Origin of the sequence: Streptomyces sp. DH12 (genome assembly GCF_020873895.1) — a bacterium.
GTDB lineage: Bacteria > Actinomycetota > Actinomycetes > Streptomycetales > Streptomycetaceae > Streptomyces.
Genome location: NZ_JAHWGT010000019.1, coordinates 73,389 through 95,638, shown reverse-complemented (window position 1 = coordinate 95,638; position 22,250 = coordinate 73,389). Strand labels below are relative to the sequence as shown.

Genomic DNA, 22,250 nt, shown 5'->3' with positions numbered 1-22,250 from the left:
CCCGCCTCCCCGCCGGCACCGGTCGGTCCGGAGGCGGGGACCCGACCCGCTCGCACCTTCCGATCGACCGCGGCACCAGCCGCCCTGAGGAGAGGTAGAACCATGGGGCAAGAGCACACCCGGTCCGCACCGGCGCACTACCGATGCGTCGGCATCGGCGTGGGGCCCGCCAACCTGAGCCTGGCCTCGCTGCTGCACGGCGTGCCGGACCTGCCGAACCTGTTCATCGACCGCAAGCAGTCCTTCAGCTGGCACGACGGCCAGCAGATGCCCGGCAGCACCCTCCAGGTGTCCATGTTCAAGGACCTGGTGAGCCTCGCCGACCCGCGCAACCCGTTCTCGTTCATGAGCTACCTGCACGACCAGGGCCGCGTGTACCACTTCCTCAACGCCCAGTTCGACGACATACCCCGGCTGGAGTTCCGCAACTACCTGGCCTGGGCGAGCCGCCGCAACGAGAACCTCGCCTTCGGCGAGACCGTCCTCGAAGTCGACTTCGACGACGTGTTCACGGTGCGCACGGACCGCCGCACGGTCACGGCGGACAACGTGGTCCTCGGCGTCGGCAGCGAGCCGTGGCTGCCCGAGCACGTGCGCGGCCGGCTCGGCCCGACGCAGTTCCACATCGGCCAGTACATGGACCTGGCCCAGGACCTCGCGGGCAAGCGGGTCGTCGTCGTGGGCGGCGGCCAGTCCGGTGCCGAGGCGGTCCTCGACCTGATCTCGCGGCCCGCGGCCGGCCTGCCGCGCCGGGTGTCGTGGGTGTCGCGGCGCCGCAACTACTTCCCCATCGACGACTCGCCGTTCACCAACGACTACTACATGCCGAGCTACGCCGACTACTTCTACGGTCTGCGCCGCGAGGCCCGCGCCTCGTTCAACGCCCAGCACATCCTCACCAGCGACGGCATCTCCGAGTCGACCCTGCGCGGCATCTACCAGGGCATCTACGTGCACCGGTTCATCGAGGACAACCCGGACCTCGTCGGCCTGCACCCCAACCGCGAGGTCACGGCCGTCACCGCCGGACCGTACGGCGGGTGGCAGGTCGCCGCGCGCCACAACGACGAGCCGGACGGCGCCGAGCTGTTCGAGGCGGACACGGTGATCTGGGCGACCGGCTTCCGCCCGGCCCGGATGGACTTCCTCGCGCCCATCGCCGACCGGTTGGAGCGCGACGGCGGCGAGCTGCGCATCGACGAGGACTACGCGGTCCGGTGGGACGGGCCGAGCGACCGGCGGATCTTCGTGCAGAACGCGGCACGCGGCCAGCGCGGCCTGGCCGACCCCAACCTCAGCCTCAACGCCTGGCGCAGCAGGCGCATCGCCGACAGCCTGTGCGGGATACGCAGCGACGAGCAACTGGCCTCGTTCATCGAGTGGTCCACCAAGGTCGCCCCGGGTACGCAGCCCCGGATGAGCGCGTGATGGGACGCACCGCGCACACGGATGTCGCGGTGGTCGGCGCCGGGGTGATCGGCTGCATGATCGCGCACCGGATCCTCGACGAGGCGCCGGGGACCCGGGTGGCCGTGCTCGACCGGGAGCTCATCGCGAACGGCGCCACCCGCAGGTCGGCCGGGCTGCACTTCCCGCGCGGCGCGACGGCCCGGGTGCGGGCCATGGCGGCCGAGAGCCAGCGGTACTACGCGGCGCTCAAGGCGCGCCGGCCCGAGCTGCCCATCACGGCCGTCGGCATGACGGTCGTGGCGCGGGAGCCGGCGCGGGAGCGGCTCGCCGAGGCGTACCTGCCCGAGGCGCGGCTGCGCCCGGTCGGGTCCGTGCCGGGCGGGATCGCCCGGGTGCCGGACGGCTGCTCGGCGTGGGACGGCGACGGCTGCCAGTACGCCGACGTGGCCGCCCTGACGCAGGAGCTCGCCGCGGACCTGCGGGCCCGGGTCGACTTCCGCGAGGCCACGCCCGTCACCGGGCTCGACCGGGGCGCGGACGGGGTCCGGCTGGCGCTCGGCACCGGTGACACGCTGTCCGCGCGCCGGGTCGTGCTCGCCCCCGGTCCGTGGTTGGCCGCGCCGGCCTGGGCGGACCTCGTGCGGCCGCTGGGGGCGCGCGTGAAGAGGATCGTCGCCCTGCACGTCGAGCGGACACCCGCCCCGGACGACCGGGTCGTGGTCTTCCACGACGAGGACGCCTTCCTGCTGCCGCTGCACCACCGGGGCCACTGGCTGTTCAGCTACACCTGCCAGGAGTGGGACGTCTCCCCGGAGACCGGCGACCCCGGCCTGTCGCCCGCGCACCGCGACGAGGCGCTCGGACTGCTGCGCCGCTACGCGCCGGCGCTCGTCGACCACTGCACCTCCGGCCGCGTCTTCTGCGACGCGTACGGTCCCGGGTTCGCCCCGCTGGTCCGTCCGGTCACCGACGACGGGCGGGTGGTGTTCGCGGGAGCCGCCAGCGGTTCCGGCTACCGCCTCGCGCCGGCCATCGCGGGTGACGTCCTCGACGCGCTGGCGCTGCCGTCCCGCACTCCCGGTTCCTCCGCTTCCTCCCCCGAAAGGACTTCGGTGTGATCATCGACACCTACGATCCCGGAGCGCTCCACGAGGCGTTCGGCATCGACATGAGCTCCGTCGACGGCATCGGCGTCGGCACCGGCTGGGGCCGCGTCGCCCCGGGCCGCTCCTCCGACAGCCACCACCACGACGAGACGGAGTTCTTCGTCATCGTCGCCGGCCGCGGCGAGATCGAGGCGGACGGCGAGCGGTACCCGGCCGAGCCCGGCACGGTCGCCCTGTTCGAGCCCTTCGAGTCGCACGTGCTGACCAACACCGGCGACACGGACCTGGTCTTCCTCACGCAGTACTGGCGTGACGCCGACCGTGCCGTGGCCTCCGCCGGGAGCGGACGGCGCGCCGATTTCGGCGAGCGGCCGGTGTTCGTGTTCTCCACGCCCCCGACGCCCAACGGGGACCTGCACCTGGGGCACCTGTCCGGCCCGTACCTGGGCGCCGACGTGTTCGTGCGGTTCCAGCGCATGAACGGCACCCGCGCCTGGCACCTGACCGGCAGCGACGACTACCAGAGCTACGTGGTGGCCGCCGCCGGCCGCGACGGCCGCACCCCCGCCGAGACGGCCGCGCATTACAGCGCGGAGATCGCGCGGACGCTGCGGGCGATGGACATCACCCTCGACCAGTACACGGTGACCGACACCGCCGAGGGGTACCGCGAGGGGCTGCAGGCGTTCTTCTCCCGTCTCGTCGCCTCCGGCGGGGTGCGGGTCGAGGAGCACGACGCCCTGTTCGACGCGGCGACGGGGCGGTACCTGTACGAGGTCGACGTCCGGGGCCTGTGCCCCGGCTGCGGCTCCGGGACGAGCGGCAACATCTGCGAGGAGTGCGGCGAGCCCAACGTGGTCGTCGACCTCGGGGAGCCGGCCTCCGGCGTGTCGGACGCCGCGCCGCGCCGGGCGCCCGCGGCCCGCTGGTCGCTGCCGCTGCACGCGTACGGCGACCGGGTGGCGGCGCACCACCGGCTCGGCCGCGTCCCGGCGCGGCTGCGGGAGCTGGGCGACCGGCTGTTCCGCCGCGACCGGCTCGACATCCCGGTCAGCCACCCCTCCGACTGGGGCGTGCCGCCCGCCGAGGACGGCGTCGACGACCAGGTCATCTGGGTGTGGCCGGAGATGTCGTACGGGTTCCTGCACGGCATCCAGTCGCTCGGCTCCCGGGTCGGCGAGGAGTGGCGGGCCGCCGACCCGCGCCGGGACTGGAAGATCGTCCACTTCTTCGGCTACGACAACAGCTTCTACCACGGCGTGCTGTACCCCGTGCTGTACGAGTTGGCGTACCCCGACTGGGCCCCGGACATCGACTACCACGTCAACGAGTTCTACACACTGGAGGGCTCGAAGTTCTCCACCAGCAGGCGGCACGCGATCTGGGGCAAGGAGATCCTCACCCCGGACTCCGTGGACGCCGTGCGGTACTTCCTGTCGCACACCCGTCCCGAGGGCCGGCGCACGGACTTCACCCGCGCCGCGTACGAGTCGGCGCTGGACGACACCCTGATCGGCACCTGGCAGCGCTGGCTGAACGACCTGGGCGAGCGGATCGTCAAGCACCACGACGGCACGGCGCCCGACGCGGGCAACTGGACGCCGGAGCACACCGCGTTCCTCGCCCGGCTCGGGTCCCGGCTCGACGCGGCCGCGGGCGCGCTGCGCTCCGACGGGTTCTCGCTGAACCAGGCGGCGGCCGTCCTCGACGGGATCGTCGAGGACGCGGTCCGCTTCTCCGAGCAGGAGGGGCGGCTGGCACAGGTCCCGGGCTGGGAGGCGGAGACGCGCACCGCGACCGCGCTGGAGCTGGCGGCGGCGCGGCTGCTCGCCCACGCGGCGGCGCCGGTGATGCCGCGCTTCGCGGGCCGTCTCGCGGCGGCGCTCGGCATGCCGGAGCCCACCGCGTGGCCGCGGACCGTGGAACTCCTCGCGCCGGGCTCCGCCGTCGCCCTCGCCGACGCCGTCTTCTTCCGCCCGTCCGGTGCGGCGGGGGCGCCCGCGTCCGGCGCGTCGCCGGTGCTGCCGTGGCTCGTCGAGGTGATGCGCGGCGCGCTGCAGCTGCCCGACGGCGAGGCGTTCGAGGACCGGCCGCTCACGGACCTGGCGATGAGCTCCCTGCAGGCGGTGACCGTGCAGTACCGGATCCTCGACGAGCTCGACGTGGACGTGGCCGTGGAGGAGTTGATGGGCGCCACCGACGTGGCCGCGCTGGCCGCCCTGGTCGAGGAGCGCGCCGAGCCGGCCGCCGTCGCCGCGCTGGAGGAGGGGGGCGCGGCATGACGTACAGGGAGGTGATGCGCGAGATCGCCGCCCGGGGCCTCACGCTGGAGCTCGCCGGCGACGACCTGCGGCTCCAGGGCGACCGGACCCGGATGGACGCGGAGTTCATCGCGCGGCTGAAGAGCGTGAAGGGCGAGCTGATCGCGCACCTGTCCGACGAGCGGTCGGCGGGGCCCGGTTTCCCGCTGTCGCCGTTGCAGCGCAGCTACCTGCTCGGCCGCAGCGGGATCTTCGAGGTCGGGGACGTGGCGAGCCACGTGTACCACGAGTTCGAGGGCGTGTGGCACGTGGGCCGGCTGCAGACGGCGCTGGAGGCGGTCGTCAACGCGCACAGCGCGCTGCGGTCGCGGTTCGTGTCCGACGAGCGCCAGGTCACCGACTACACGCCGTACGGGGTGCGCGTCGAGCGGCTGGACCTGCGGCGGGAGAGCCCTCAGGCGCAGGCGCGGATCCTGTCGGAGCTGCGCGAGAAGCGCTCGCACCGGATCCTCGCCGCGGACCGGGCCCCGCTGATCGCCGCCGAGGTGACGATCCTCGCGGACGACCGGATGGTGCTGCACGTCAGCCACGACGGGCTCGTCATGGACGGGTTGAGCATGTTCCTGTTCTTCCGCGCCTGGTGGGAGGCGTACGACACCGGTCGCGCGCCCGCCGGCGACGAGCTGCCGTACGAGGAGTACGTCGTGGCCGTCGAGGCGCACCGGGCCAAGGCGGCGGCGCGGCGTTCGCGCGAGTACTGGCTCGCCCGCGTGGACGACCTCGCCCCCCACCCGGACCTGCCGCTCGCCACGAGCCCGGCGGCGCTGACGTCGTCGCGGTTCGCGCAGCGCGCGGTGCGGCTCGACTCCCCCACGTGGTCGGCGCTGCGCAAGCGCGCCGCGCAGGCCGGCCTCACCCCGTCGGCCGCCGTGTTCGCCGCGTACGCGGAGACGCTGTCGACGTGGGGCGCGGGCCGGCGGTTCACGATCACGACGACGGTCGCGAACCGGCCGCCGATCCACCCGCGGATGCCCGACGCGATCGGTCAGTTCTCCGACACGATGCTCGTCGAGGCGGACGTGGACCGTTCGGTGACGTTCGAGGAGCGGGCCCGGTCGCTGCAGAGCAGGCTGCGCAGGGACCTGGACCACCGCTCCTTCTCCGGTGTCGAGGTGATGCAGGAGCTGGCCAGGCGGCGCGGCGGTGTGGCGGGCGCCCGGATGCCGTTCACGTTCAACAGCGCCATCGGGCACGGGGACGCCGACGGTTCCGCGCTGGAGCTGTTCGGCAAGGAGGTCTTCACGGTCAGTCAGACGCCGCAGGTGTGGCTGAACGCCTTCGCGATGGAGCAGCACGGCGGGCTCGTCGTGCAGCTCGACGGGATCGACGAGCTGTTCCCGCCGGGCCTGCTCGACGCCCTCGCGCACGGCTTCGGCACCCTCCTGGAGGCGTTGGCGGACGAGGAGGCGTGGACCCGGCACTCCCTGGACCTGCTCCCGCCCGACCAGCGCGAGCGCCGCGCGGCGGCCAACGACACGGCCGGGCCGCTGCCGCAGGTGCTGCTCGGCGACGACTTCGTCGCCCGGGCCCGCAGCGCGCCGGACGCCCCCGCGGTCCTCACCTCGTCGGGCACGGTGACGTACGGGGAGCTCCTCGCCCGGGCGGCGCGGGCCGCGGCCTGGCTGCGGGAGCGGGGCGTGGCGCGGGACGAGCTGGTGGGCCTGGTCATGCACCGCGGCCCGGAGCAGATCGTCGGCATCCTGGCGGTGGTCCTCGCGGGCGGCGCGTACCTGCCCGTCGACGCGGGCCTTCCGGCGGCGCGGCAGGAGTACATGCTGCGCGACGGGCGGGTGCGCTGCGTCCTGACGAACGCGGGGTGGTCGGACCCGCAGGGCGAGCGCGAGGTGCTGCCGCTCGACGTGAGCGCCCCGCCGGCCGGTGACCCGGCCGAGGTGCCGGAGCGGCTGCCGGGCTCCGACCCCGGCGACCTGGCGTACGTGCTGTACACCTCGGGCACGACCGGCGCGCCCAAGGGCGTGATGGTCAGCCACCTGAACGTGGCCAACGTCGTCGCCGACTGCCACGGGCGGTTCTCCATCGCCGCCTCGGACCGGTTCTTCGCGATCAGCGCGTTCACCTTCGACCTGTCGGTGTGGGACGTGTTCGGCGCCCTGTCGGCGGGGGCCGCCCTGGTCATGCCGGACCGGGACAAGGCGGTCGACCCCGGCCACTGGCTGGAGCTGTGCCGCCGGTTCGGGGTCAGCGTGTGGAACTCGGTGCCCGCCATCGTCAACCTGCTGCACGACCAGGCCGCGGCGCAGGCCGATGTGCCGCCCGCGCTGCGGCTCGTGATGATGAGCGGCGACCGCGTGCCGCCCGCGCTGCCCGCCGCGCTGCGCCGGCTGAAGGCGGACGTGGAGGTGGTCTCGCTGGGCGGACCGACCGAGACGACGATCTGGAACATCCTGCACCCGGTGGGCCCCCACGAGGACGGCAGCGAGTCCATTCCCTACGGCAGGCCCAACGCCAACAACCGGGCGTACGTCCTGGACCGGGACGGGCTCGACGCACCGGACTGGGTGACCGGCGAGATCTGCGCGGCGGGCACCGGTCTCGCGCGCGGCTACTGGGGCGACGAGGAGCGCACCGCCGAGCGGTTCTTCGCCGACGCGGCGCGCGGCGAGCGGATGTACCGCACGGGCGACCTCGGCCGCTACCTCCCGGACGGCGAGATCGCGATCCTGGGCCGCAGCGACTTCCAGATCAAGGTGAACGGCTACCGCATCGAGGCGGGCGAGGTCGAGACCCGGCTCGTGGCCGTGGACGGGGTCGCGAAGGCGGTGGTCGCCGGGGTGCCGGGGGCCCGCGGGGACCGGCTGGTGGCGCATGTGGTGCCGGCCGGCGCCGAGAGGCCCTCGCCGGCGGTGCTGCGCACCGCGCTCCGCGCCGACCTGCCGGACTACATGGTGCCGTCGGTGTTCGTGTGGCACGACGAGCTGCCGCTGACCCGCAACGGCAAGGTCGACCGGGCGCGGCTCGCGCGGAGCCCGGTGGACGGCGAGGAGCCGGCCCCGGCCGGGGCGGCGGACGCGGACGGCGGCCCCGCCGACGACACCGAGCGGGCGCTCGCCCGGATCTGGGCGTCGGTGCTGCGCCGTGAGGGCGTCGGGGTCCACGACGACCTGGCCTCGCTCGGCGGTGACTCCATCGCGGCGGCGCGGATCCTGTCGGCCGTCCGCAAGGAGTTCGGCGTGACGCTGACGCTCGACCGGTTCGTGGAGCTGGAGACGATCCGCGCCATGGCGCCCCTCGTCGCCGAGGGCGCGCGGACCCCGGAGGGCAGCCGGCGATGACGGAGGACCGCATGACCGACAGCCGCCCGGCGCAGGGCCGCGCCGCGGAGGGCCGCGCGGCCGCGAGCCGCACGGCGGGGAACCTGCTGGACCGGGTGGCCGGGTCGCCCCCGCTCGGCGGCACGATCACCTTCGCGCGGCTGGTCGGCTCCGAGAGCCTGCCGCTCACCGAGCTGTACGAGCGGTCCGGCCGGGTGGCCCGGTGGCTGCGCGCCCGGGGCATCGGCCCGGGCGACCGCGTCGGCATCCTCGCGGCGAACTGCCTGGAGTGGGTCATGCTCGACCTCGCGGCGCTGCGGCTGAAGGCGGAGACGGCCGGCTTCGAACCCGGCAAGTTCGAGCCGACGGCCGAGCTGATGGAGCGGTACGGGATCGGGCTGCTGTGCACGGACCGGGCGACGGACGCGCCGGGCGCGGTGTCGATGCGGGAGGTGCGGGCCGCGTCGGAGGCGCAGCCGGCCGACGACACTCCCCTGCCCGCCGTGGTCTGGGGCGACCGCGACGTGACCACCATCAAGTTCACGTCCGGCAGCACCGGCGAGCCGAAGGGGCTGGGGGCGACGGCGGGCAGCATCGGCAGCTCCCTCGCCGCCGTGCAGGAGGTCTTCGCGCACAAACCGGACGACGACCTGTTCGTCTTCCTGCCGCTGTCCCTGCTCCAGCAGCGGTACTGGGTGTACTCGGCGCTGCTGCACGGCCACGACGTCACCATCACCACGTACGAGGCGGCCTTCGCGGCCCTGCGCCGGGTGCGGCCCACCGTCGTCATGGGGGTGCCCGCCCTCTACGAGACGGCGAAGCGGCAGATCGAGACCCGCCTCGCACGGGCCGGGGACGGCACGGGGCCCGCGCAGGCGGCACGGGCCGTGTTCGGCGACCGGATCCGCTACCTGTGGACGGGGTCCGCGCCCGCGAACCCGGACACGCTGCGCTTCTTCACCGAGGCGGGCCTGCCCCTGTACGAGGGGTACGGGCTCAACGAGACGTGCATCGTCGCCAAGAACCACCCGGGCGCGAGCCGCGAGGGCAGCGTCGGCCGGGTCCTGCCCGGCAAGGAGGTGCTGATCGACGACGACGGCCTCGTCCGGGTGCGCGCCGAGCACCCCGTCAACACCCGGTACGCGTACGCGGCGCCGGGCTACTCGGAGCGCGTCTTCGCGCCGGACGGCACCGTCGTCACCGGCGACCTGGGCCGGATCGACGAGGACGGGTTCCTGTACATCCTCGGCCGGGCCGACGACGTGATCGTCCTCGACAACGGCAAGAAGGTCGTCGTCCGGCCGATCGAGGAGCACATGAAGGCGGACCCGGCGATCGCCGAGTGCGTCGTGTTCTGCCCCGCCCAGACCGAGCTGGTCGCCGTCGTGTCACCGGCGTCGGTGCCCGCCGACCGGGACGCCATCGCGGCCCGGCTCGCCCTGACCAACTCCTCCCTCGCCGCGGACGAGCGGATCAGCCGGGTCGTCGTCGCCGACCCCCCGTTCGACATCGGCAACGGGCTGCTCACCTCCCAGTACAAGCCGAAGCGGCGGCAGATCCTCGCCGCCCACCACTCCGCCGTACACGACTCCACGGAAGGCATCCATGCTCCCTGAGCCGCGCACCGAAGACGTTCCCACCGCCATGGAGGCGGCCGCCCGCGAGCAGCTGTCGGCCGTGCTCACCCCCGAGGTGGCCCCCGACGCGCTCGACCCGGACGCCGACATGACCGGCGCCTACGGGCTGACCTCGCTCAACAAGGTGCTCTTCCTGACCGAGGTGTGCGAGGCCACCCACGTGGACCTCGCCCACTTCACCGAGCACGACCTCGCGGAGATGAAGACGCTGCGCGACGTCACCGACGCACTGACCCGTCACGCCGGCAAGGGAGCCTGACCGCCATGGGCATCGAGACCGACTGGGCGGCGGACGCCGCCGCCGTCCTGGAGAACGACCGCGTACGGCTGGCGCCGGTCACGGAGGCCGATCGCAAACCGGTCCGGGCCGTGGCCATGGACCCGGACATCTGGCGGTACTTCGTCACGGCCGTGACGGACGAGACCGACTTCAAGGAGTTCTTCGACACGGGCCTGGCCGACCAGGCCGCGGGGCGGCGCGTGGTGTTCGCCATCACGGACAAGGAGTCGGGCCGGATCGCGGGCAGCATGAGCTACGGCAACATGGCCGAGGCCGACCGCCGCCTGGAGATCGGCTGGTCGTGGCTCGGCCGGGACTTCCGCGGCCGGGGCGTCAACCGGTGGGCGAAGTACCTGCTGCTGGAGCACGCCTTCGAGCGGCTGGGCGCGGAGCGGGTCGAGTTCAAGACGGACGTGCTGAACACGCAGGCGCGGCGCGGGCTCGCCAACATCGGCGCCGTGGAGGAGGGCACGCTGCGCAGCTTCAACTTCATGCCGGGCGGCCGGCGCAGGGACGCCGTCTTCTACAGCGTCCTGCGGGACGAGTGGCCGCAGGTCAAGCGGGAACTGGCGGCGCGGCCGAAGGTGACGCCGAAGGCACCGGAGCGTTGAGCGGGCCCACGGCCGTCCCGTTCGTCAGGGCCGCCGGCGACCCGTACACCGTCGGCCGGACGCACGGGGCGGCGCTCGGGGCGAGCCTGCGGGCCTTCCTCGGGGACTCGCTCGCCCGGCTGGACAAGGTGCTGCCGGCGCCGGTCACCCTGGACGGGCTGCGGCCCTCGATCGCCGCGCACCGCAGGGAGATCACGGCGGCGCTGCCCGACCTCGCGGAGGAGGTCGCGGGCCTCGCCGCGGGGGCGGGCATCACCGAGGACGAGGCGTGGCTCCTCCAGGTGCGGCGGGAGATCATGGGCTACCGGAAGGTGCCCACCGCGGGCGACTGCACGACCTGGGCGCTCGCGGGGTCCGGCCCCGCGGGCCCCGTCCTCGCGCAGACCGTCGACCTCAACGGCGACCTGGACGACGTGCTCAGCGTCCTGGAGGTGTCCCGCGCGGGCTCGTCGCGCCGCTCCCTGCTCCTCAGCTTCCACGGCCTGCTCGGTTACCTCGGCGTCAACAGCGACGGTCTGGCCGTGGGGCTCAACCTGGTGCTGGGCGGCGAGTGGAAGCCCGGCGTCCCGCCGTACCTGGCGATCCGCCACATCCTGGACGAGGCGGGCAGCGTGACGCAGGCCCTGGAGCTCCTCGCCCGCCTCCCCCTGGCCAGCTCCCGCTCCCTGACCCTGTGCGACCGGGAGCGGGCCGTGTGGGTGGAGTTCCTCGACAAGGACCTGCGCGTCCACGAGGGCGAGCGGACGGTCCACACGAACCACTTCCTGCACCCGGACTTCGCGACGGCCGACGAGATCAACGTGTTCGCGCGCAACTCGTCGGTGCGGCGCCTGCGCGCGGCGACCGACGGACTCGCCGCACTGGGCGCGGACGCCGGACCGGAGGACCACTTCGCCCTGCTGTCCCGGTCGCCGATCCGCGTCCCCGACCGGGGCGACGTACGGGCCGAGCGCACGGTCGCGGCGGTGGTGCTGCTGCCCGCCGAGGGCCGGCTGCACCTGCGGCCCGGCGACCCGGCCCTGTCCCGGACGCAGGTCTTCGCCTTGTGACCGGGGAGCGGCGGATGGACGCCTGGCTGGTGGACCTCGACGCGGCCGGCACGGCGCGGCTGCCCGACCACCGGCCGGGCGGCCTCACCGCGCGGGAGGCCCGCCGCGTCGCGGCCTGCGCGAACCGGGAGGCGGCGCGCCGCCTCCTCGGCACGGGGCGGGTGGTGCGGCACCTCCTGGCGGGGTGGTTGGGGACCGCGCCGGCCGAGGTCCGCATCGCCCGCGGCCCCACCGGGAAGCCGTACCTGCCCGACCACCCGGAGCGGCACGTCAGCTGGTCGCGCTCCGACGGGCTGCTCCTGCTCTGCGCGGCGGCCGACGGGCCCATCGGTGCGGACGTGGAAGTCGTCCGCCCGCTGCGCTCCGCGCTCGACGTGCTGTCGGTCGTCGTGCCGGATCTCCCCCCGCAGGCCGTCCCGGAGTCCTTCTTCCCCGCCTGGACGCTGCTGGAGGCGGCGGTCAAGGCGACGGGGCAGGGCCTCGCCGAAGGCGCGGGGTCGGTGCGCCTGTCCTTCGCGCCGGGCGGCGCGGTGGGGCTGCGCGGCATAGCCGGGCACCCCCCGGGCGCCTGGCACGCCCGTACCACCGTGCTGCCGGCGGCCCGCGCGTCGAGCGCGGCGGTGGCGTCCTTCGTCTCACCGGCGGCCCTGCCCCCGGTGGCGGTCCGCCGATGGCCCGGTGCGGACGGCGCCGGTACGGGCGAGCGCGCCGGGGGCCCTCAGCCCCACCTCTGACGGTCGGTCCGGTCGCAGGGCCGGGTGCGCAGCCCGGCGCCGCTGTCGTCCAGGCACGCCCCGGTGACCCGGCTCCTCACCTCGGTGGACTCGTCGCTCCACACCGTCACCGACCACGTCTGCGGCCCGCTGTCACCCGCGCCGCAGCGCACCGCGCGCAGCCCGGCGGCGCCGTCTTCCAGGCACCGCCCGGTCGCGTGGTTGCGCAGGCGCCGGGAGCCGTCGTCGAGGGTGTGCACGGTCCACCACTGGTAGCTCATGCCGTTGCACTTGTACGTGCGCAGCCGCTCGTCGAGGCTGTCGTCGAGGCAGCGGCCGGTCTCCCGGCTGACGAAGACCCGTACGTGCCGGGGCGCCCCCGCCGTTCCCCCCGGCTCCGGGGTGGCGTGCGGTGCGGGGGCGCCGGGCGGCGCCGAGGCGGGCACCTGGGGCACGGCGAGCGAGGCCAGCACGGCGCCCAGGACCACGCCCACGACGGCACCCCCCGCGGCGCAGGCCCGTCGGCCGGGCAGCCGCGCGCGGGCCCCGCCGAGCCACCGCCGGAGGCGGGTGCCGGGCCCGGACCCCGCACCGGGCGCCGGCGCGGGGCCCGGTGCGGGGCCCGGGTCGCCGGAGCCGGCCGCGCCGGCGCCCGGCGCGGCCGGTACGCCGGTACGGACGGCGTCGGTCCGCGCTCCCGCCGTCTGGCCGCGGTCCGCCGCCTCCCACAGGGCCCGGTACTCCGTCGGGTCGGCGCCCAGCGCCCGGCACAGGTCGCGGACGGTCGACCAGGGCGGGACGGTGCTGCCCCGGAAGTAGCGGGAGAGCGAGGAGTCGCTGATCGGCACGTCCTCCTCCAGGGAGCGCAGGGTGCGCCCGGACCGCTGCTGCAGCGCGCGCAGGGCCCTGCCCAGCCGCTGCGCCGGCGCCTCGTCGGGCCGCCCGCCGTCCGCCATGCTCCGCCTCCTCCATCCGCGGGCCCGACCGCCGCCCCGCACGCCGTTCCCGGTCCCGGGACGAGGACGTCCCAGCAGGTCAGAACCCTAGGGATCCCGACATCGGCGAAGCAAACGGGACACTCTTGCGAAGGGTGACGCACCGCCACAAAGCTCTGCTCCCCGGCCGACCCGCGGCCGGCCCGGCGCCCACGCCGCGAACACGGGAGAGAACCATGTCCGAGACCCCGCACCAGACCGGAGCCCGCCACTGGGGCGCGGTCGCACTGACCGCCCTCGCCTGCCTGGCGTCCACCGCCCTGACGGCCCCGCAGGCGCCGGCGGCGGCGCCCTCCGAGCGGACCGCCGTCCGCGCGGCCGCCGTCGGGGCGGCGGCGCCCACCCTGACCCGCGCGCAGGTGCCGGAACGCGCCAAGACGTGGCTGACCGCGAACAGCGGCCGTCCCGTGCCGTACGCCCAGGACAAGTACTGGAAGGACGGCCACCGGCAGGACTGCTCCGGCTGCGTCTCCATGGCGCTCGGCCTGTGGAAGCCGGGACCGAACACCGTCAGCCTGAAGAAGGCCGACCACACCCGCCCGATCGCGATGAGCGACCTCGCCCCCGGCGACCTGGTGATCAAGGCGGACAGCGACAACCCGAACCAGCGCCACGTCGTCGTCTTCGACGGCTGGGCCGACGGGGCCCGCACCGCGTACAAGTCCTTCGAGCAGGCGGGTGGGGTCGGCACCCGCTGGAAGCAGCACTCCTGCGGCGTCAGCGGCGGGGACGGGCACCACGCCTACCGGCCCGTCAACATCGTCGACTGACCCGTCCCCACGAACCCGCCCCGATCCGAAAGCCGCCATGCCGCCCGTACCGTCCCGCGCCGAGGCGCTGGCCCTGCTGCTCACCACCGTGGTGGCGCTGCTCGCCGTCATGGCGGCGGTGTGGCGGGGCCTCGGCCCGCCGGCCGCCCCCGCCGCACCGCCGCCGGTCTCCCGTGCTCAGCAGACGGGCACGCCCGGGACCTGGTCGCCCGGGGAGGAGAGGTAGATGTTGGTCATGTAGCCGCCGTACTGCGGCAGGTAGGCCCACCACTCGTTGGTGTACGGGGGGATCGACACCTGCCCGCCCCGCTTCTGGCAGGAGACGAGCACCTCCACCCCGGCGGGCAGGGTGGTGAGCGCCTGGGAGGCGGTCGTGGCCTCGGCCCGGACCCTCACCTCGCTCCCCCAGGTGCCGATCCACTTGCCCGCGGGGCGCGTCGCGCCGGGGACGTCGAGGGACCGGGTGAGCCGCCCGAGGTCGGTGTACGCCTTGCCGTACGCCGTGCCGCGCGGGTGCAGCGTGAGGACGGCGACGATGGTGCGGTCGCCGGCCCCGACGACGCCCGTGGTGTGGAGCGCGGGCCGGTCCAGGTCGACGGCGGCGGGCCCGGCCGCCTCGCGCGGAGCCCTCCCGGGGATACCGGTCGCGCCGGCGGGGGCCGGGGTGCCCGTGCCGGCGGCCGTGGTGGCGGTGCCGGCGGCCGTGGTGGCGGTGCCGGGGGCCGTGGTGGCGGTGCAGCCGCCGGAGGAGAAGCCCGACCAGCCCTGCTTCACCGCCCACGGGCGGTCGAAGGCGCCGGCGACGCCGAAGTGCTGGTCGAAGCCGTCGGTGGCGCAGCGGGTCGACTGGCGCAACTCGCCGAGCACGAAGTCCCGTACGCCCGGCGTCGCGGTGTCGAGCAGGTGGCGGTAGACACGGACGGTGTCGCGGGCCGACAGGGCGGTGTACCCCCAGTAGCCGGGGTGGGAGGCGGGGGGCCGGGCGGTGTCGGTCAGGCCGAGGCGGGCGACCATGCGGTCGATCAGGGCGCCCTGGCCGCGCCCGGCCCAGTAGTGGCTCGCGGCGGCGTCGTCGCTGCCGCGCAGCATGGCGCGCACACGGGACCGGTCGGCCGCGGGCAGGGCGTCGGGGCCGCGGTCCCACACGAGGTCGAGCGCGATGAGGATCTTCACCACGGACGCCGACCGGAACCGCGCTGCGGGGTCGTGCTGCGCGGTGAACGCGCCGGTCCGCCGGTCGAGGACGGCGACGCCCGCCGTCACCCCGGCGGGCGGCTCGACCGCGGCGGCGCGGTGGGGGGACGGCTCGGGGTCCGCCGCCGCGGCGGCGGGCGGCAGCGCCACGAGGGCGAGGGCGGCGACGCCGGTCAGGGCGCGGCGGACGAGGTGGCGGGGGGCAGCCATGGCGTACGGCCTTCCAAAGTGGGTGGGGGCGAAGGCCGGCCCGGAGGGTGCGGGCCGGTGGGTCCGGGCTCGCCCGGGGCCCGTGGCACTGTGGCACGCGCGGACGGCCCACCACGAGCCCTCGCCCGCCATTCGGGTGACGCCCCGTCAGGGCGCGCGCGGGCGGCGCGACCACCGGCGGACGCGGCGTGGAGGTCGGCCGGAAAACGCCCCCCGAACCGGCGCGCGGGACGTGATCACGTCGCTACGGTGCGTCAGATCAGCCATCCCTCACCCGAGGAGCACCGCGACGTGGACCGACTGCGCGCCCTCCTGTCCGCACTGGCCCTGACCCTCACCGCCCTGTCCGCGACGGCGTCGCCCGCCGCCGCGGCGCCTCCGACCGCCGACGCTCGCGAGGAGCGTCCCGCCGCGTGCAGCGGGGAGTTCCAGTCGGACGCCCGACTCGGCCCGAAGTACCTGCCGCGACCGCCCGAGCGGCCGGTGGGCCCGCTGCTCACGGGCTGGCGGCGGACCGGCGGCATGTCGCCGCAGGCGTTCCTCGCCACCTACTGGAAGGAGGAGGGCCCGGACGGGCCGGCCGGTTGGAAGTACCCGCCTCACGACGGGTTCGCCGAGGTCAACGGCGAAGTGGACCGGCGCGTGACGACACTGCGCCCCGGCGAGCGGCTGGACCGGTTCGGCTCCGAGTACGGCGCCTACCTCGCCCCGGCGGGTGACGCGTACGCCCGGCGGGCCCTGCCGCCGCAGAGCCTGAACACCCGTGACGCGGCCGTCCCCTGCGACTACCGGGTGTACCGGGTCGAGCGGCCGTTCTCCGTGTGGCGCGGCGGCATCGCGCCGTGGTTCGGGCAGCCGGGCGGCGGACAGCAGATCAAGCTGGACCCCGCGCTGTTGGACCCGGGGCCGGGGCAGCGGCTGAACGTGCGCCGGCTTCTCGACCAGGGCTATCTGACCGCCGTCCGCCCCTGAGCCACCACCCCGGTCCCACCGGCCCCGGGTTCGGGGCCGGGTCCGGAGCCGGGTCCGGGGCCGGGGCGTCCTACCTGTCGGTCGGGCGGTGGGGTTCGCGCCACATCGCCCACAGGGTCGGCCCGCCCCCCGGCAGCCGCGCCTCCCCGCGCACCCGGAAGCCGAAGTGCTCGTAGAAGGGGAGGTTCTCCGGCTTCGACGACTCCAGGTAGGCGGGCACGCCGGCCGCGTCGGCGCGGGCGAGGCCCGAGCGCAGCAGCGCGGCGCCGTGTCCGCGGCCCTGGGCGGCCGGGTCGGCGCCGATGACCGCGAGGTACCAGTGGGGCTCCCGCGGCGTGTGCTCGCCGGCCGCCTCCACCGCGTCCCGGAAGGCGGGAGCACGGTCGCCCAGGATGTCCAGCAGGTCGCGGACGGTCTCCGCGTCGGGGACGGCCTTGTCCCGGGACTCCGGCGGGACCCAGAAGGCCGCGGCCGCCTCCGTGTGCTCGCAGACGCCGTGGCGCGCGTACTGGCGGGTGTGGAGCGTGGCGAAGTACCGTTCGACCCCCGCCGCGCGCGTCGCGCCGTCCGGGAAGAACCAGCGGATCATCGGGTCGTCCTCGAAGGCGCGGGCCAGGAGCCGGCTGACCAGCGGGGTGTCGTCGGCCGTGGTCGTCCGCGGACGGTTCGTCATCGACATGCGCCCCATTCTCCACTTGTGGATCTCGGACTCGCCGCCGGGCCCGTCCCGTCCGCCCTCCGGGCTCTCCGGCGGTGGGGGCGGCGTTGGTTCAGCCGGTGGGGTGCTCGGCGGTCAGCTCCGCCGCGCGGGCCAGCAGCGCGGCGCGGTCGACGGCGTCGGTCCGCGTCGAGGGCACCGTGCACGCGTGGGCGCCGGCCACGGCACCGAACAGGGCGCACCTGAGCGGCGGTTCGCCGGCGAGCCGGCCGAAGAGGTAGCCGGCGGCGAAGGCGTCCCCCGCGCCGTTGGAGTCCACGACGGGCGCGGGCGGCGCCACGGCGGGGACGTGGGTGAGTTCGCCGTCGGTCAGCAGGTAGGCGCCGTCGGCCCCGGCCGTGGCGACGGCCTCGACGGCCCGGCCGCGCGCGGTGATGTCGCGCAGGGTGCGCTCGGGGTCGTCGAGGGCGGCGGCGGAGACGAAGACGACGTCCGCCGCGAGGGCGAACGCCTCGTGATAGGGGTTCTCTCCGTCCCAGTCGTGCAGGTCGGTGGAGAGCGTCACCCCGGTCCGGCGCAGTGCGGGCAGGGCGTGGACGCACGGCTGGGTGATGCAGACGTGGACGTGGCGGCTGGCCGAGGCGAGCGCGGTGACGGTGCCCTCCGGGAGCCGGTCCGACTCGCCGCAGCGGGTCGCGTCGTAGAGGGAGAGCCGCCGCCCGTCGGGGCTGACGAAGTTGACGGCGCGCTTGGTCCCGGCGCCGAGGGGGACGGTGGTGAGGGGGATGCCCCGGTCCCGGTGGAGGGCCCGGACCAGGTCGCCCTCGGGGTCGTCGCCGAGCACGTCGAGGTGGTGGGTGCGCAGGCCCAGCGCGCTCAGGCCGAGCGCGAGGAAGTCGCCGGTCTGCCCGGCCCGGGTCCGGATCCCGGGCCGGATCATGTGGCTGTCGGCGAGGGGCAGGGGCAGGTCGGGCACGTACACGATGGTGTCGACACCCGCGCCCCCGAGGACGAGGACGTCGGTCTCCGGGGTGCTGCTCATGGGGTCCTCTCGGTGGGCCGCCCCCGCCCGGCAGGGCCGGAGCGGAGCGGGGCGGGGGCGGGGCGGTGCGATCAGAAGGCGCCGTAGTCGACCTGCCACGTCGGCAGGCCCATGCGGCGCCACACGGCGACGACGCGGTCGCGGTCGTCGAGGGAGACGCGGACGGCGTAGCGGCCGCGGACGTGGCGGTCGAACAGCTCCGCCTTCACCACGTCGTCGCGCCGGACGTCGCCGGCCGCGCGCATCCACAGCTCGTCGTACGGCACGTCGTGGTGGCGCAGCCACGCCTCGGTCATCGGCCGGTGCTCCTCGCCGCGGCCCGACAGCAGGACGACGGCGTCGCCGTCGGCGTGGCGGAAGGCGCGCAGGGCGTGGCGGACCGGGGCGTTCGGCAGGTCCTCGTCGCAGCGGGTGAAGTCGTACGGGCCGCGCTCGCCGCGGAGCGCGAGCGTGCCGTCGATGTCGCACAGGACGGCCGACGGCAGCGCGGGGTCCGCGGCGTAGGGCTCGACGGGCGGCTGGTCGTTCATCCACTGGTCGGTCAGCCGCCAGCCGCCCCTGCGCGCGGCGGTGTGCTTCTCGGCGAGGATCCGGATGATCTCCTCGCCGACGGGGCGGGCGCGTCCGGCGTCGCGCCGGAGGCACTCCTCCACGGGGACGTCGGTGAGGTCGTGGACGACGAAGGTGGCCCGGCCGAGGAGCGCGGCCTTGAGCCGCCGGGGTATGTGGGGCGTGAGGTGGGTGTTGTCGACGACGACGTCGAAGCCGTCCTCCACGGCCGCGCGGACGGCCGCGTCCTGCACGGCCAGGACGGTCTGCTCGTGCGCGCGGGACCGGCCGCGCTCCGGGTCGGGGAGGTCGAGCATGGTGCGCAGGTCGTCGAGGTTGACCCGGCGCATCCGGCCTCCGGACGCGGCCTGGATGCGGCGCGCCTCGGTCGTCTTGCCCGAGCCGGGCAGCCCGGTCATGACGTGGACGACGGGCGGGGCGGGCGGTGCGGACACGGGGTCAGTTCTCCTCGTCGCTGGTGAAGGGGGCGGCCGCTTCCGGCCGGACGGAACGGTACGTCATGAGGACGGTGGGCCGGCCGTCGAGGCGCTGGAACATCGCGGGGCGGACGGCCGGGTCGGGCAGGGCCCGGACGGCGCGGGCGAACGCGGCGCGGTCGGCGGCCAGGTGGGCGACGGTCCGGTACGCCTCGTCGATCGCCCGCTCCCGGTCCTCGACCTGCTTGTCGATCCGCGCGACGACGCCGCGGACCCACGCGTCGAACTCGTCGGGGACCTGCTCCAGCAGGGCGTCCAGCGGCCGGCCGCCGGAGGCGGCCGCGTACTCCGGCGGGCAGCCCAGCGCCTGGGCGACCTGCCGGACGGGGAGGCCGGCGAAGCGCTGGACGCCGTGTCCGCGCCAGAGGTCCCGCTCGGTGACGCCGGTCAGGATCCGGTGGAGGCGTACGTACTCGGAGAGCTTGGCCTTCGCCCGGAGCCCCGACGCGAAGCGCAGGACGAACCCCTCGGCGTCGGTGCCGGTGGCGGGGGTGCCGTCGGGGTGCTTGTCGGCCTCGGTGAGGGCGAGCAGTTCGGCGAGCGGCAGGGCGGGCCGCAGGGCGACGACCGAGCCGACGGTCCGCCAGGCGGGCGCGGCCTCGGCCAGCGGCGTCTCGGTGCCGTCGGCGCCGAACGCGGCGAGCAGCACCAGGTCGCGGCGGTCGCCGTAGTCGACGACGATGCGGTTCTCCGGGTGGACGATCTCCGCGAGGTACGTCGTGCCGGGGGTGAGGGCGCGGGTGTCGCGTCCGTCGAGGCGGCGCTGCGCCCAGGTCGCCTGGGTGCTGGTGAAGGACCCCTTGGTGGCGACGCGCCACCGGCCGGCGTAGTGGAAGACGACGGCGAGGCTGCCGTCGACCTTGTCGTACACCTCGAACGGCTCGTCCGGCAGCGGCGGCGCGTAGGGCTGTCCGGCGGTGTGCTCGCCCACATTGAAGAACTTGGGCAGGGGCAGGGCCACGACCTCGCCCGTGGTGTCGTCGGCGACGAGGCCGCGGCAGCGGACGGTGACGCGGTTCCACACCCGTTCGTACTGCGCCGTCCGCGTGTACGTGTAGAGGGAGAGCGGCAGTTCGGGGTGGCGCTTGCGGGCAACGTGGCCGGCCGCGACGGCCGCGGCCAGCTCGTCCGGCGGTATCAGGGCGTCGAGCGTCGGACGCGTCGGGCCGGTCATGGTGGTTCCCCCGTTTCGGTGATGCCGCATTCTCACCCGCCCGGGGGGCGCGTGAACAGCGAATATGGCGGGCCGCGCGCCCCACGCGCGGTGCACCGGCGGGGCGGTGGCCCAGGCGCGGGCCCGGCGGCGGGCGTCGTGGGGGCGCGCGGACGGCGTACGTTCACCGGTTCGCCGCGGAGCCGGCCGGTTGGCCGTCGCGCGCGGGGGGCAACTCTTCCGGGACCCGAGTGAGTTGTCCCTACCTGTGGGGGTTCGTGATCGTGAGACGTCTGTGGTGGCGGTCCGGTGTGCTCGCCGCGCTGCTGGGGTGTGCGGTGACGGGGGCGGGGCTCGCCACTCCCCCCGCGGCCGGTGCGGAGACCGCGTCGGCGCGGTCGGGCGCGGCCCCGGCGCCGGGGGCGGCGCCCGAGGCGCGGGCCGTCGCGGAGGGCGTGGCGTACCGGACGCTGGACGTGCCCTCGCCGCGCGGCACCGCCCGCGTCCACCTGGTCTCGGTGGACCTCGGTGTGGCGCGGGTGTCGACCGGTCTGCTGTACCCGGGGGTGGTGGCCGCGCGGGCCCGGCTGTCCGCGCTGGCGGACGGGGCGGGAGCGGTGGCCGGGCTCAACGGCGACTTCTTCAACCTCTCCGAGAGCCAGCACCCGGGGGTGACGCCGACCGGCGCACCGGTGGGCCCGGCGGTCGCCGACGGGGTGGCGCTCAAGGGGGCCGTCCCGCGCGGGCAGCGCTTCGGCCCGGCGCTGCCGCCGGGGACCAACACCCGCATGGTGCTGGGCGTCGACACCGCCGGGCTGGCCCGGGTCGGCGAACTCGTCCTGGAGGGAGAGGTCCGGACGCCCTCGGGGGCCTTGCCGCTCGGCGGGCTGAACCAGTACGCGCTGCCGGTCGGTTCGGTCGGGGTGTTCACCCGGCACTGGGGCTCGGTGTCCCGGCTGCGCGCCACGTGCGGCACGGACACCGACCGCGCGGCGCCGTGCAGCGAGGAGACGTACGAGGTGTTGCTGCGCGGCGGCAAGGTGGCGTCGGTGTCCGAGACGCCGGGCTCGGGCACGGTCGCCGCGGGGACCGAGGTGCTGGTGGGGCGGGAGGCGGGCGCGCGGCGGCTGCGGGAGCTGGCGGTGGGCGACCGGGTGACGGTGGCGCACCGGCTGGTGCCGTCGGGCACGGACGCGGGCGGCCCGTTCCGGTTCGCGGTGGGCGGGTTCCCGGTGCTGCGCGGGGGGAAGCCGCTGGCCGGGATGGACGCGGTGACCGCCGCGGTGCGCTCGGCGGCGGGCGTCGCGGACGGCGGGCGCCGGCTGCTGCTCCTCGCGCTGGACGGCGGTACGGCGTTCCGCTCGGGGCTGACGGTGGTGGAGCTGGCGGGGCTGCTGGGCGATCTGGGCGCGTCGGACGGCGTCAACCTCGACGGCGGGGGCTCGTCCACGCTGGTGGCCAGGACCGGCGGGGCCTCCGCGGTGCGGGTGCTGAACAACCCCAGCGGGGGCGCGGAGCGGCCGGTGCCGAACGGGATCGGGGTGTTCGTCGGCCCGTGACGCGGCGGCGCAGTCCCTACGGCTTGACGCTGCTGACCGCGTCGGCGGTGGCGGCGACCCCGTCGTAGATGGACGGCGCGAGGCTCGTCCCGGCGAGGAAGAAGCCGAGCAGGGCGCAGACCACCGCGTGGCTGAGCTTCAGGCCGCCGCTGCGCAGGAAGACCACCGCCAGGATCAGCAGAAGCACCAAGACGGAGATGGATACGGCCATGTGTCGCCCTCCTCGGCCAGGTGCCGCACGGTGCGTACGGC

General features: G+C 75.4%; 20 protein-coding genes. 13 read left to right on the top strand and 7 right to left on the bottom strand.

Translation table 11 applies throughout. The annotated features are described in order from the left end of the window. Window positions 1-102 precede the first annotated feature (102 nt). Genes LPA54_RS19080 through LPA54_RS19040 form a run of 9 tightly spaced genes read left to right on the top strand, consistent with a single transcriptional unit; the run spans window position 103 to window position 12,420 of the window. Window positions 103-1,428: a lysine N(6)-hydroxylase/L-ornithine N(5)-oxygenase family protein gene (locus tag LPA54_RS19080; RefSeq protein ID WP_228979342.1), complete on the top strand. Its 1,326-nt coding sequence runs from the start codon at window positions 103-105 to the stop codon at window positions 1,426-1,428. Beyond that, entirely contained in the window at window positions 1,428-2,528 is a 1,101-nt protein-coding gene (locus LPA54_RS19075; RefSeq protein ID WP_228979340.1) for an FAD-binding oxidoreductase, read from the top strand. Before LPA54_RS19080 ends, LPA54_RS19075 begins: the two co-directional genes overlap by 1 nt. Further along, complete coding sequence (locus tag LPA54_RS19070; RefSeq protein ID WP_228979339.1) at window positions 2,525-4,798, top strand: class I tRNA ligase family protein; 2,274 nt, start codon at window positions 2,525-2,527, stop codon at window positions 4,796-4,798. The genes LPA54_RS19075 and LPA54_RS19070 overlap by 4 nt, the downstream gene beginning before the upstream one ends. After that, window positions 4,795-8,130 carry a non-ribosomal peptide synthetase gene (locus tag LPA54_RS19065; protein ID WP_228979337.1) on the top strand — a complete coding sequence of 1,112 codons (3,336 nt, stop codon included), beginning with the start codon at window positions 4,795-4,797 and terminating at the stop codon, window positions 8,128-8,130. Before LPA54_RS19070 ends, LPA54_RS19065 begins: the two co-directional genes overlap by 4 nt. Window positions 8,131-8,141: 11 nt before the next feature. Then, window positions 8,142-9,725 (top strand): AMP-binding protein, encoded by a 1,584-nt coding sequence (locus tag LPA54_RS19060; protein ID WP_228979335.1) that lies wholly within the window; start codon window positions 8,142-8,144, stop codon window positions 9,723-9,725. Beyond that, a complete protein-coding gene (locus tag LPA54_RS19055; RefSeq protein ID WP_228979330.1) occupies window positions 9,715-10,005 on the top strand; it encodes an acyl carrier protein in 291 nt (96 codons plus the stop codon). Before LPA54_RS19060 ends, LPA54_RS19055 begins: the two co-directional genes overlap by 11 nt. Window positions 10,006-10,010: 5 nt before the next feature. Then, complete coding sequence (locus LPA54_RS19050) at window positions 10,011-10,637, top strand: GNAT family N-acetyltransferase (RefSeq protein ID WP_228979329.1); 627 nt, start codon at window positions 10,011-10,013, stop codon at window positions 10,635-10,637. Next, window positions 10,634-11,686: a C45 family peptidase gene (locus LPA54_RS19045; protein WP_228979327.1), complete on the top strand. Its 1,053-nt coding sequence runs from the start codon at window positions 10,634-10,636 to the stop codon at window positions 11,684-11,686. Before LPA54_RS19050 ends, LPA54_RS19045 begins: the two co-directional genes overlap by 4 nt. Window positions 11,687-11,700: 14 nt before the next feature. Further along, window positions 11,701-12,420, top strand: a complete 720-nt coding sequence (locus LPA54_RS19040; RefSeq protein ID WP_228979324.1) for a 4'-phosphopantetheinyl transferase superfamily protein — start codon at window positions 11,701-11,703, stop codon at window positions 12,418-12,420. On the opposite strand, the gene LPA54_RS19035 is transcribed toward LPA54_RS19040, so the two are convergent. Next, window positions 12,405-13,355 carry a helix-turn-helix domain-containing protein gene (locus tag LPA54_RS19035; RefSeq protein WP_228979323.1) on the bottom strand — a complete coding sequence of 317 codons (951 nt, stop codon included), beginning with the start codon at window positions 13,353-13,355 and terminating at the stop codon, window positions 12,405-12,407. The genes LPA54_RS19040 and LPA54_RS19035 overlap by 16 nt on opposite strands. Before the next feature lie 215 nt (window positions 13,356-13,570). On the opposite strand from LPA54_RS19035, the gene LPA54_RS19030 reads away from it, so the two are divergent. Then, entirely contained in the window at window positions 13,571-14,164 is a 594-nt protein-coding gene (locus tag LPA54_RS19030; RefSeq protein WP_228979320.1) for a hypothetical protein, read from the top strand. A 37-nt stretch (window positions 14,165-14,201) separates the two neighbouring features. After that, window positions 14,202-14,390: a hypothetical protein gene (locus LPA54_RS19025; RefSeq protein WP_228979318.1), complete on the top strand. Its 189-nt coding sequence runs from the start codon at window positions 14,202-14,204 to the stop codon at window positions 14,388-14,390. On the opposite strand, the gene LPA54_RS19020 is transcribed toward LPA54_RS19025, so the two are convergent. Next, entirely contained in the window at window positions 14,342-15,568 is a 1,227-nt protein-coding gene (locus tag LPA54_RS19020) for a hypothetical protein (RefSeq protein ID WP_228979315.1), read from the bottom strand. The two genes, LPA54_RS19025 and LPA54_RS19020, sit on opposite strands and share 49 nt — an antisense overlap. Window positions 15,569-15,859: 291 nt before the next feature. Between LPA54_RS19020 and LPA54_RS19015 the strand changes: the two genes are divergently transcribed. After that, window positions 15,860-16,540, top strand: a complete 681-nt coding sequence (locus tag LPA54_RS19015) for a TNT domain-containing protein (RefSeq protein WP_228979474.1) — start codon at window positions 15,860-15,862, stop codon at window positions 16,538-16,540. A gap of 70 nt (window positions 16,541-16,610) precedes the next feature. Here LPA54_RS19015 and LPA54_RS19010 read toward each other — a convergent pair whose 3' ends face one another. From LPA54_RS19010 to LPA54_RS18995, 4 genes are all read right to left on the bottom strand, one after another. Continuing rightward, a complete protein-coding gene (locus LPA54_RS19010; protein WP_228979313.1) occupies window positions 16,611-17,228 on the bottom strand; it encodes a GNAT family N-acetyltransferase in 618 nt (205 codons plus the stop codon). A gap of 82 nt (window positions 17,229-17,310) precedes the next feature. Continuing rightward, on the bottom strand, window positions 17,311-18,240 hold the full coding sequence (locus LPA54_RS19005) for a PfkB family carbohydrate kinase (protein WP_228979311.1): 930 nt from the start codon (window positions 18,238-18,240) through the stop codon (window positions 17,311-17,313). 71 nt (window positions 18,241-18,311) lie between these two features. Beyond that, on the bottom strand, window positions 18,312-19,244 hold the full coding sequence (locus tag LPA54_RS19000) for an AAA family ATPase (protein WP_228979309.1): 933 nt from the start codon (window positions 19,242-19,244) through the stop codon (window positions 18,312-18,314). Window positions 19,245-19,248: 4 nt separating this feature from the next. Further along, complete coding sequence (locus LPA54_RS18995; protein WP_228979307.1) at window positions 19,249-20,460, bottom strand: T4 RnlA family RNA ligase; 1,212 nt, start codon at window positions 20,458-20,460, stop codon at window positions 19,249-19,251. A 317-nt stretch (window positions 20,461-20,777) separates the two neighbouring features. On the opposite strand from LPA54_RS18995, the gene LPA54_RS18990 reads away from it, so the two are divergent. Next, window positions 20,778-21,998 carry a phosphodiester glycosidase family protein gene (locus LPA54_RS18990; protein WP_228979472.1) on the top strand — a complete coding sequence of 407 codons (1,221 nt, stop codon included), beginning with the start codon at window positions 20,778-20,780 and terminating at the stop codon, window positions 21,996-21,998. 16 nt (window positions 21,999-22,014) lie between these two features. Here the strand turns inward: LPA54_RS18990 and LPA54_RS18985 are convergent, their stop codons facing one another. Continuing rightward, window positions 22,015-22,209: a hypothetical protein gene (locus tag LPA54_RS18985; RefSeq protein ID WP_228979305.1), complete on the bottom strand. Its 195-nt coding sequence runs from the start codon at window positions 22,207-22,209 to the stop codon at window positions 22,015-22,017. Between the last annotated feature and the right edge of the window lie 41 nt (window positions 22,210-22,250).

Bases quoted from the DNA above. Each gene is read 5' to 3' on its own strand.
- LPA54_RS18995 (WP_228979307.1), bottom strand. From the start codon at position 20,460: ATGACCGGCCCGACGCGTCCGACGCTCGACGCCCTGATACCGCCGGAC.
- LPA54_RS19030 (WP_228979320.1), top strand. From the start codon at position 13,571: ATGTCCGAGACCCCGCACCAGACCGGAGCCCGCCACTGGGGCGCGGTC.
- LPA54_RS19055 (WP_228979330.1), top strand. From the start codon at position 9,715: ATGCTCCCTGAGCCGCGCACCGAAGACGTTCCCACCGCCATGGAGGCG.
- LPA54_RS19035 (WP_228979323.1), bottom strand. From the start codon at position 13,355: ATGGCGGACGGCGGGCGGCCCGACGAGGCGCCGGCGCAGCGGCTGGGC.
- LPA54_RS19005 (WP_228979311.1), bottom strand. From the start codon at position 18,240: ATGAGCAGCACCCCGGAGACCGACGTCCTCGTCCTCGGGGGCGCGGGT.
- LPA54_RS19020 (WP_228979315.1), bottom strand. From the start codon at position 15,568: ATGGCTGCCCCCCGCCACCTCGTCCGCCGCGCCCTGACCGGCGTCGCC.
- LPA54_RS19060 (WP_228979335.1), top strand. From the start codon at position 8,142: ATGACCGACAGCCGCCCGGCGCAGGGCCGCGCCGCGGAGGGCCGCGCG.
- LPA54_RS19065 (WP_228979337.1), top strand. From the start codon at position 4,795: ATGACGTACAGGGAGGTGATGCGCGAGATCGCCGCCCGGGGCCTCACG.
- LPA54_RS19010 (WP_228979313.1), bottom strand. From the start codon at position 17,228: ATGGGGCGCATGTCGATGACGAACCGTCCGCGGACGACCACGGCCGAC.
- LPA54_RS19040 (WP_228979324.1), top strand. From the start codon at position 11,701: ATGGACGCCTGGCTGGTGGACCTCGACGCGGCCGGCACGGCGCGGCTG.
- LPA54_RS19080 (WP_228979342.1), top strand. From the start codon at position 103: ATGGGGCAAGAGCACACCCGGTCCGCACCGGCGCACTACCGATGCGTC.
- LPA54_RS18985 (WP_228979305.1), bottom strand. From the start codon at position 22,209: ATGGCCGTATCCATCTCCGTCTTGGTGCTTCTGCTGATCCTGGCGGTG.
- LPA54_RS19050 (WP_228979329.1), top strand. From the start codon at position 10,011: ATGGGCATCGAGACCGACTGGGCGGCGGACGCCGCCGCCGTCCTGGAG.
- LPA54_RS19025 (WP_228979318.1), top strand. From the start codon at position 14,202: ATGCCGCCCGTACCGTCCCGCGCCGAGGCGCTGGCCCTGCTGCTCACC.
- LPA54_RS19075 (WP_228979340.1), top strand. From the start codon at position 1,428: ATGGGACGCACCGCGCACACGGATGTCGCGGTGGTCGGCGCCGGGGTG.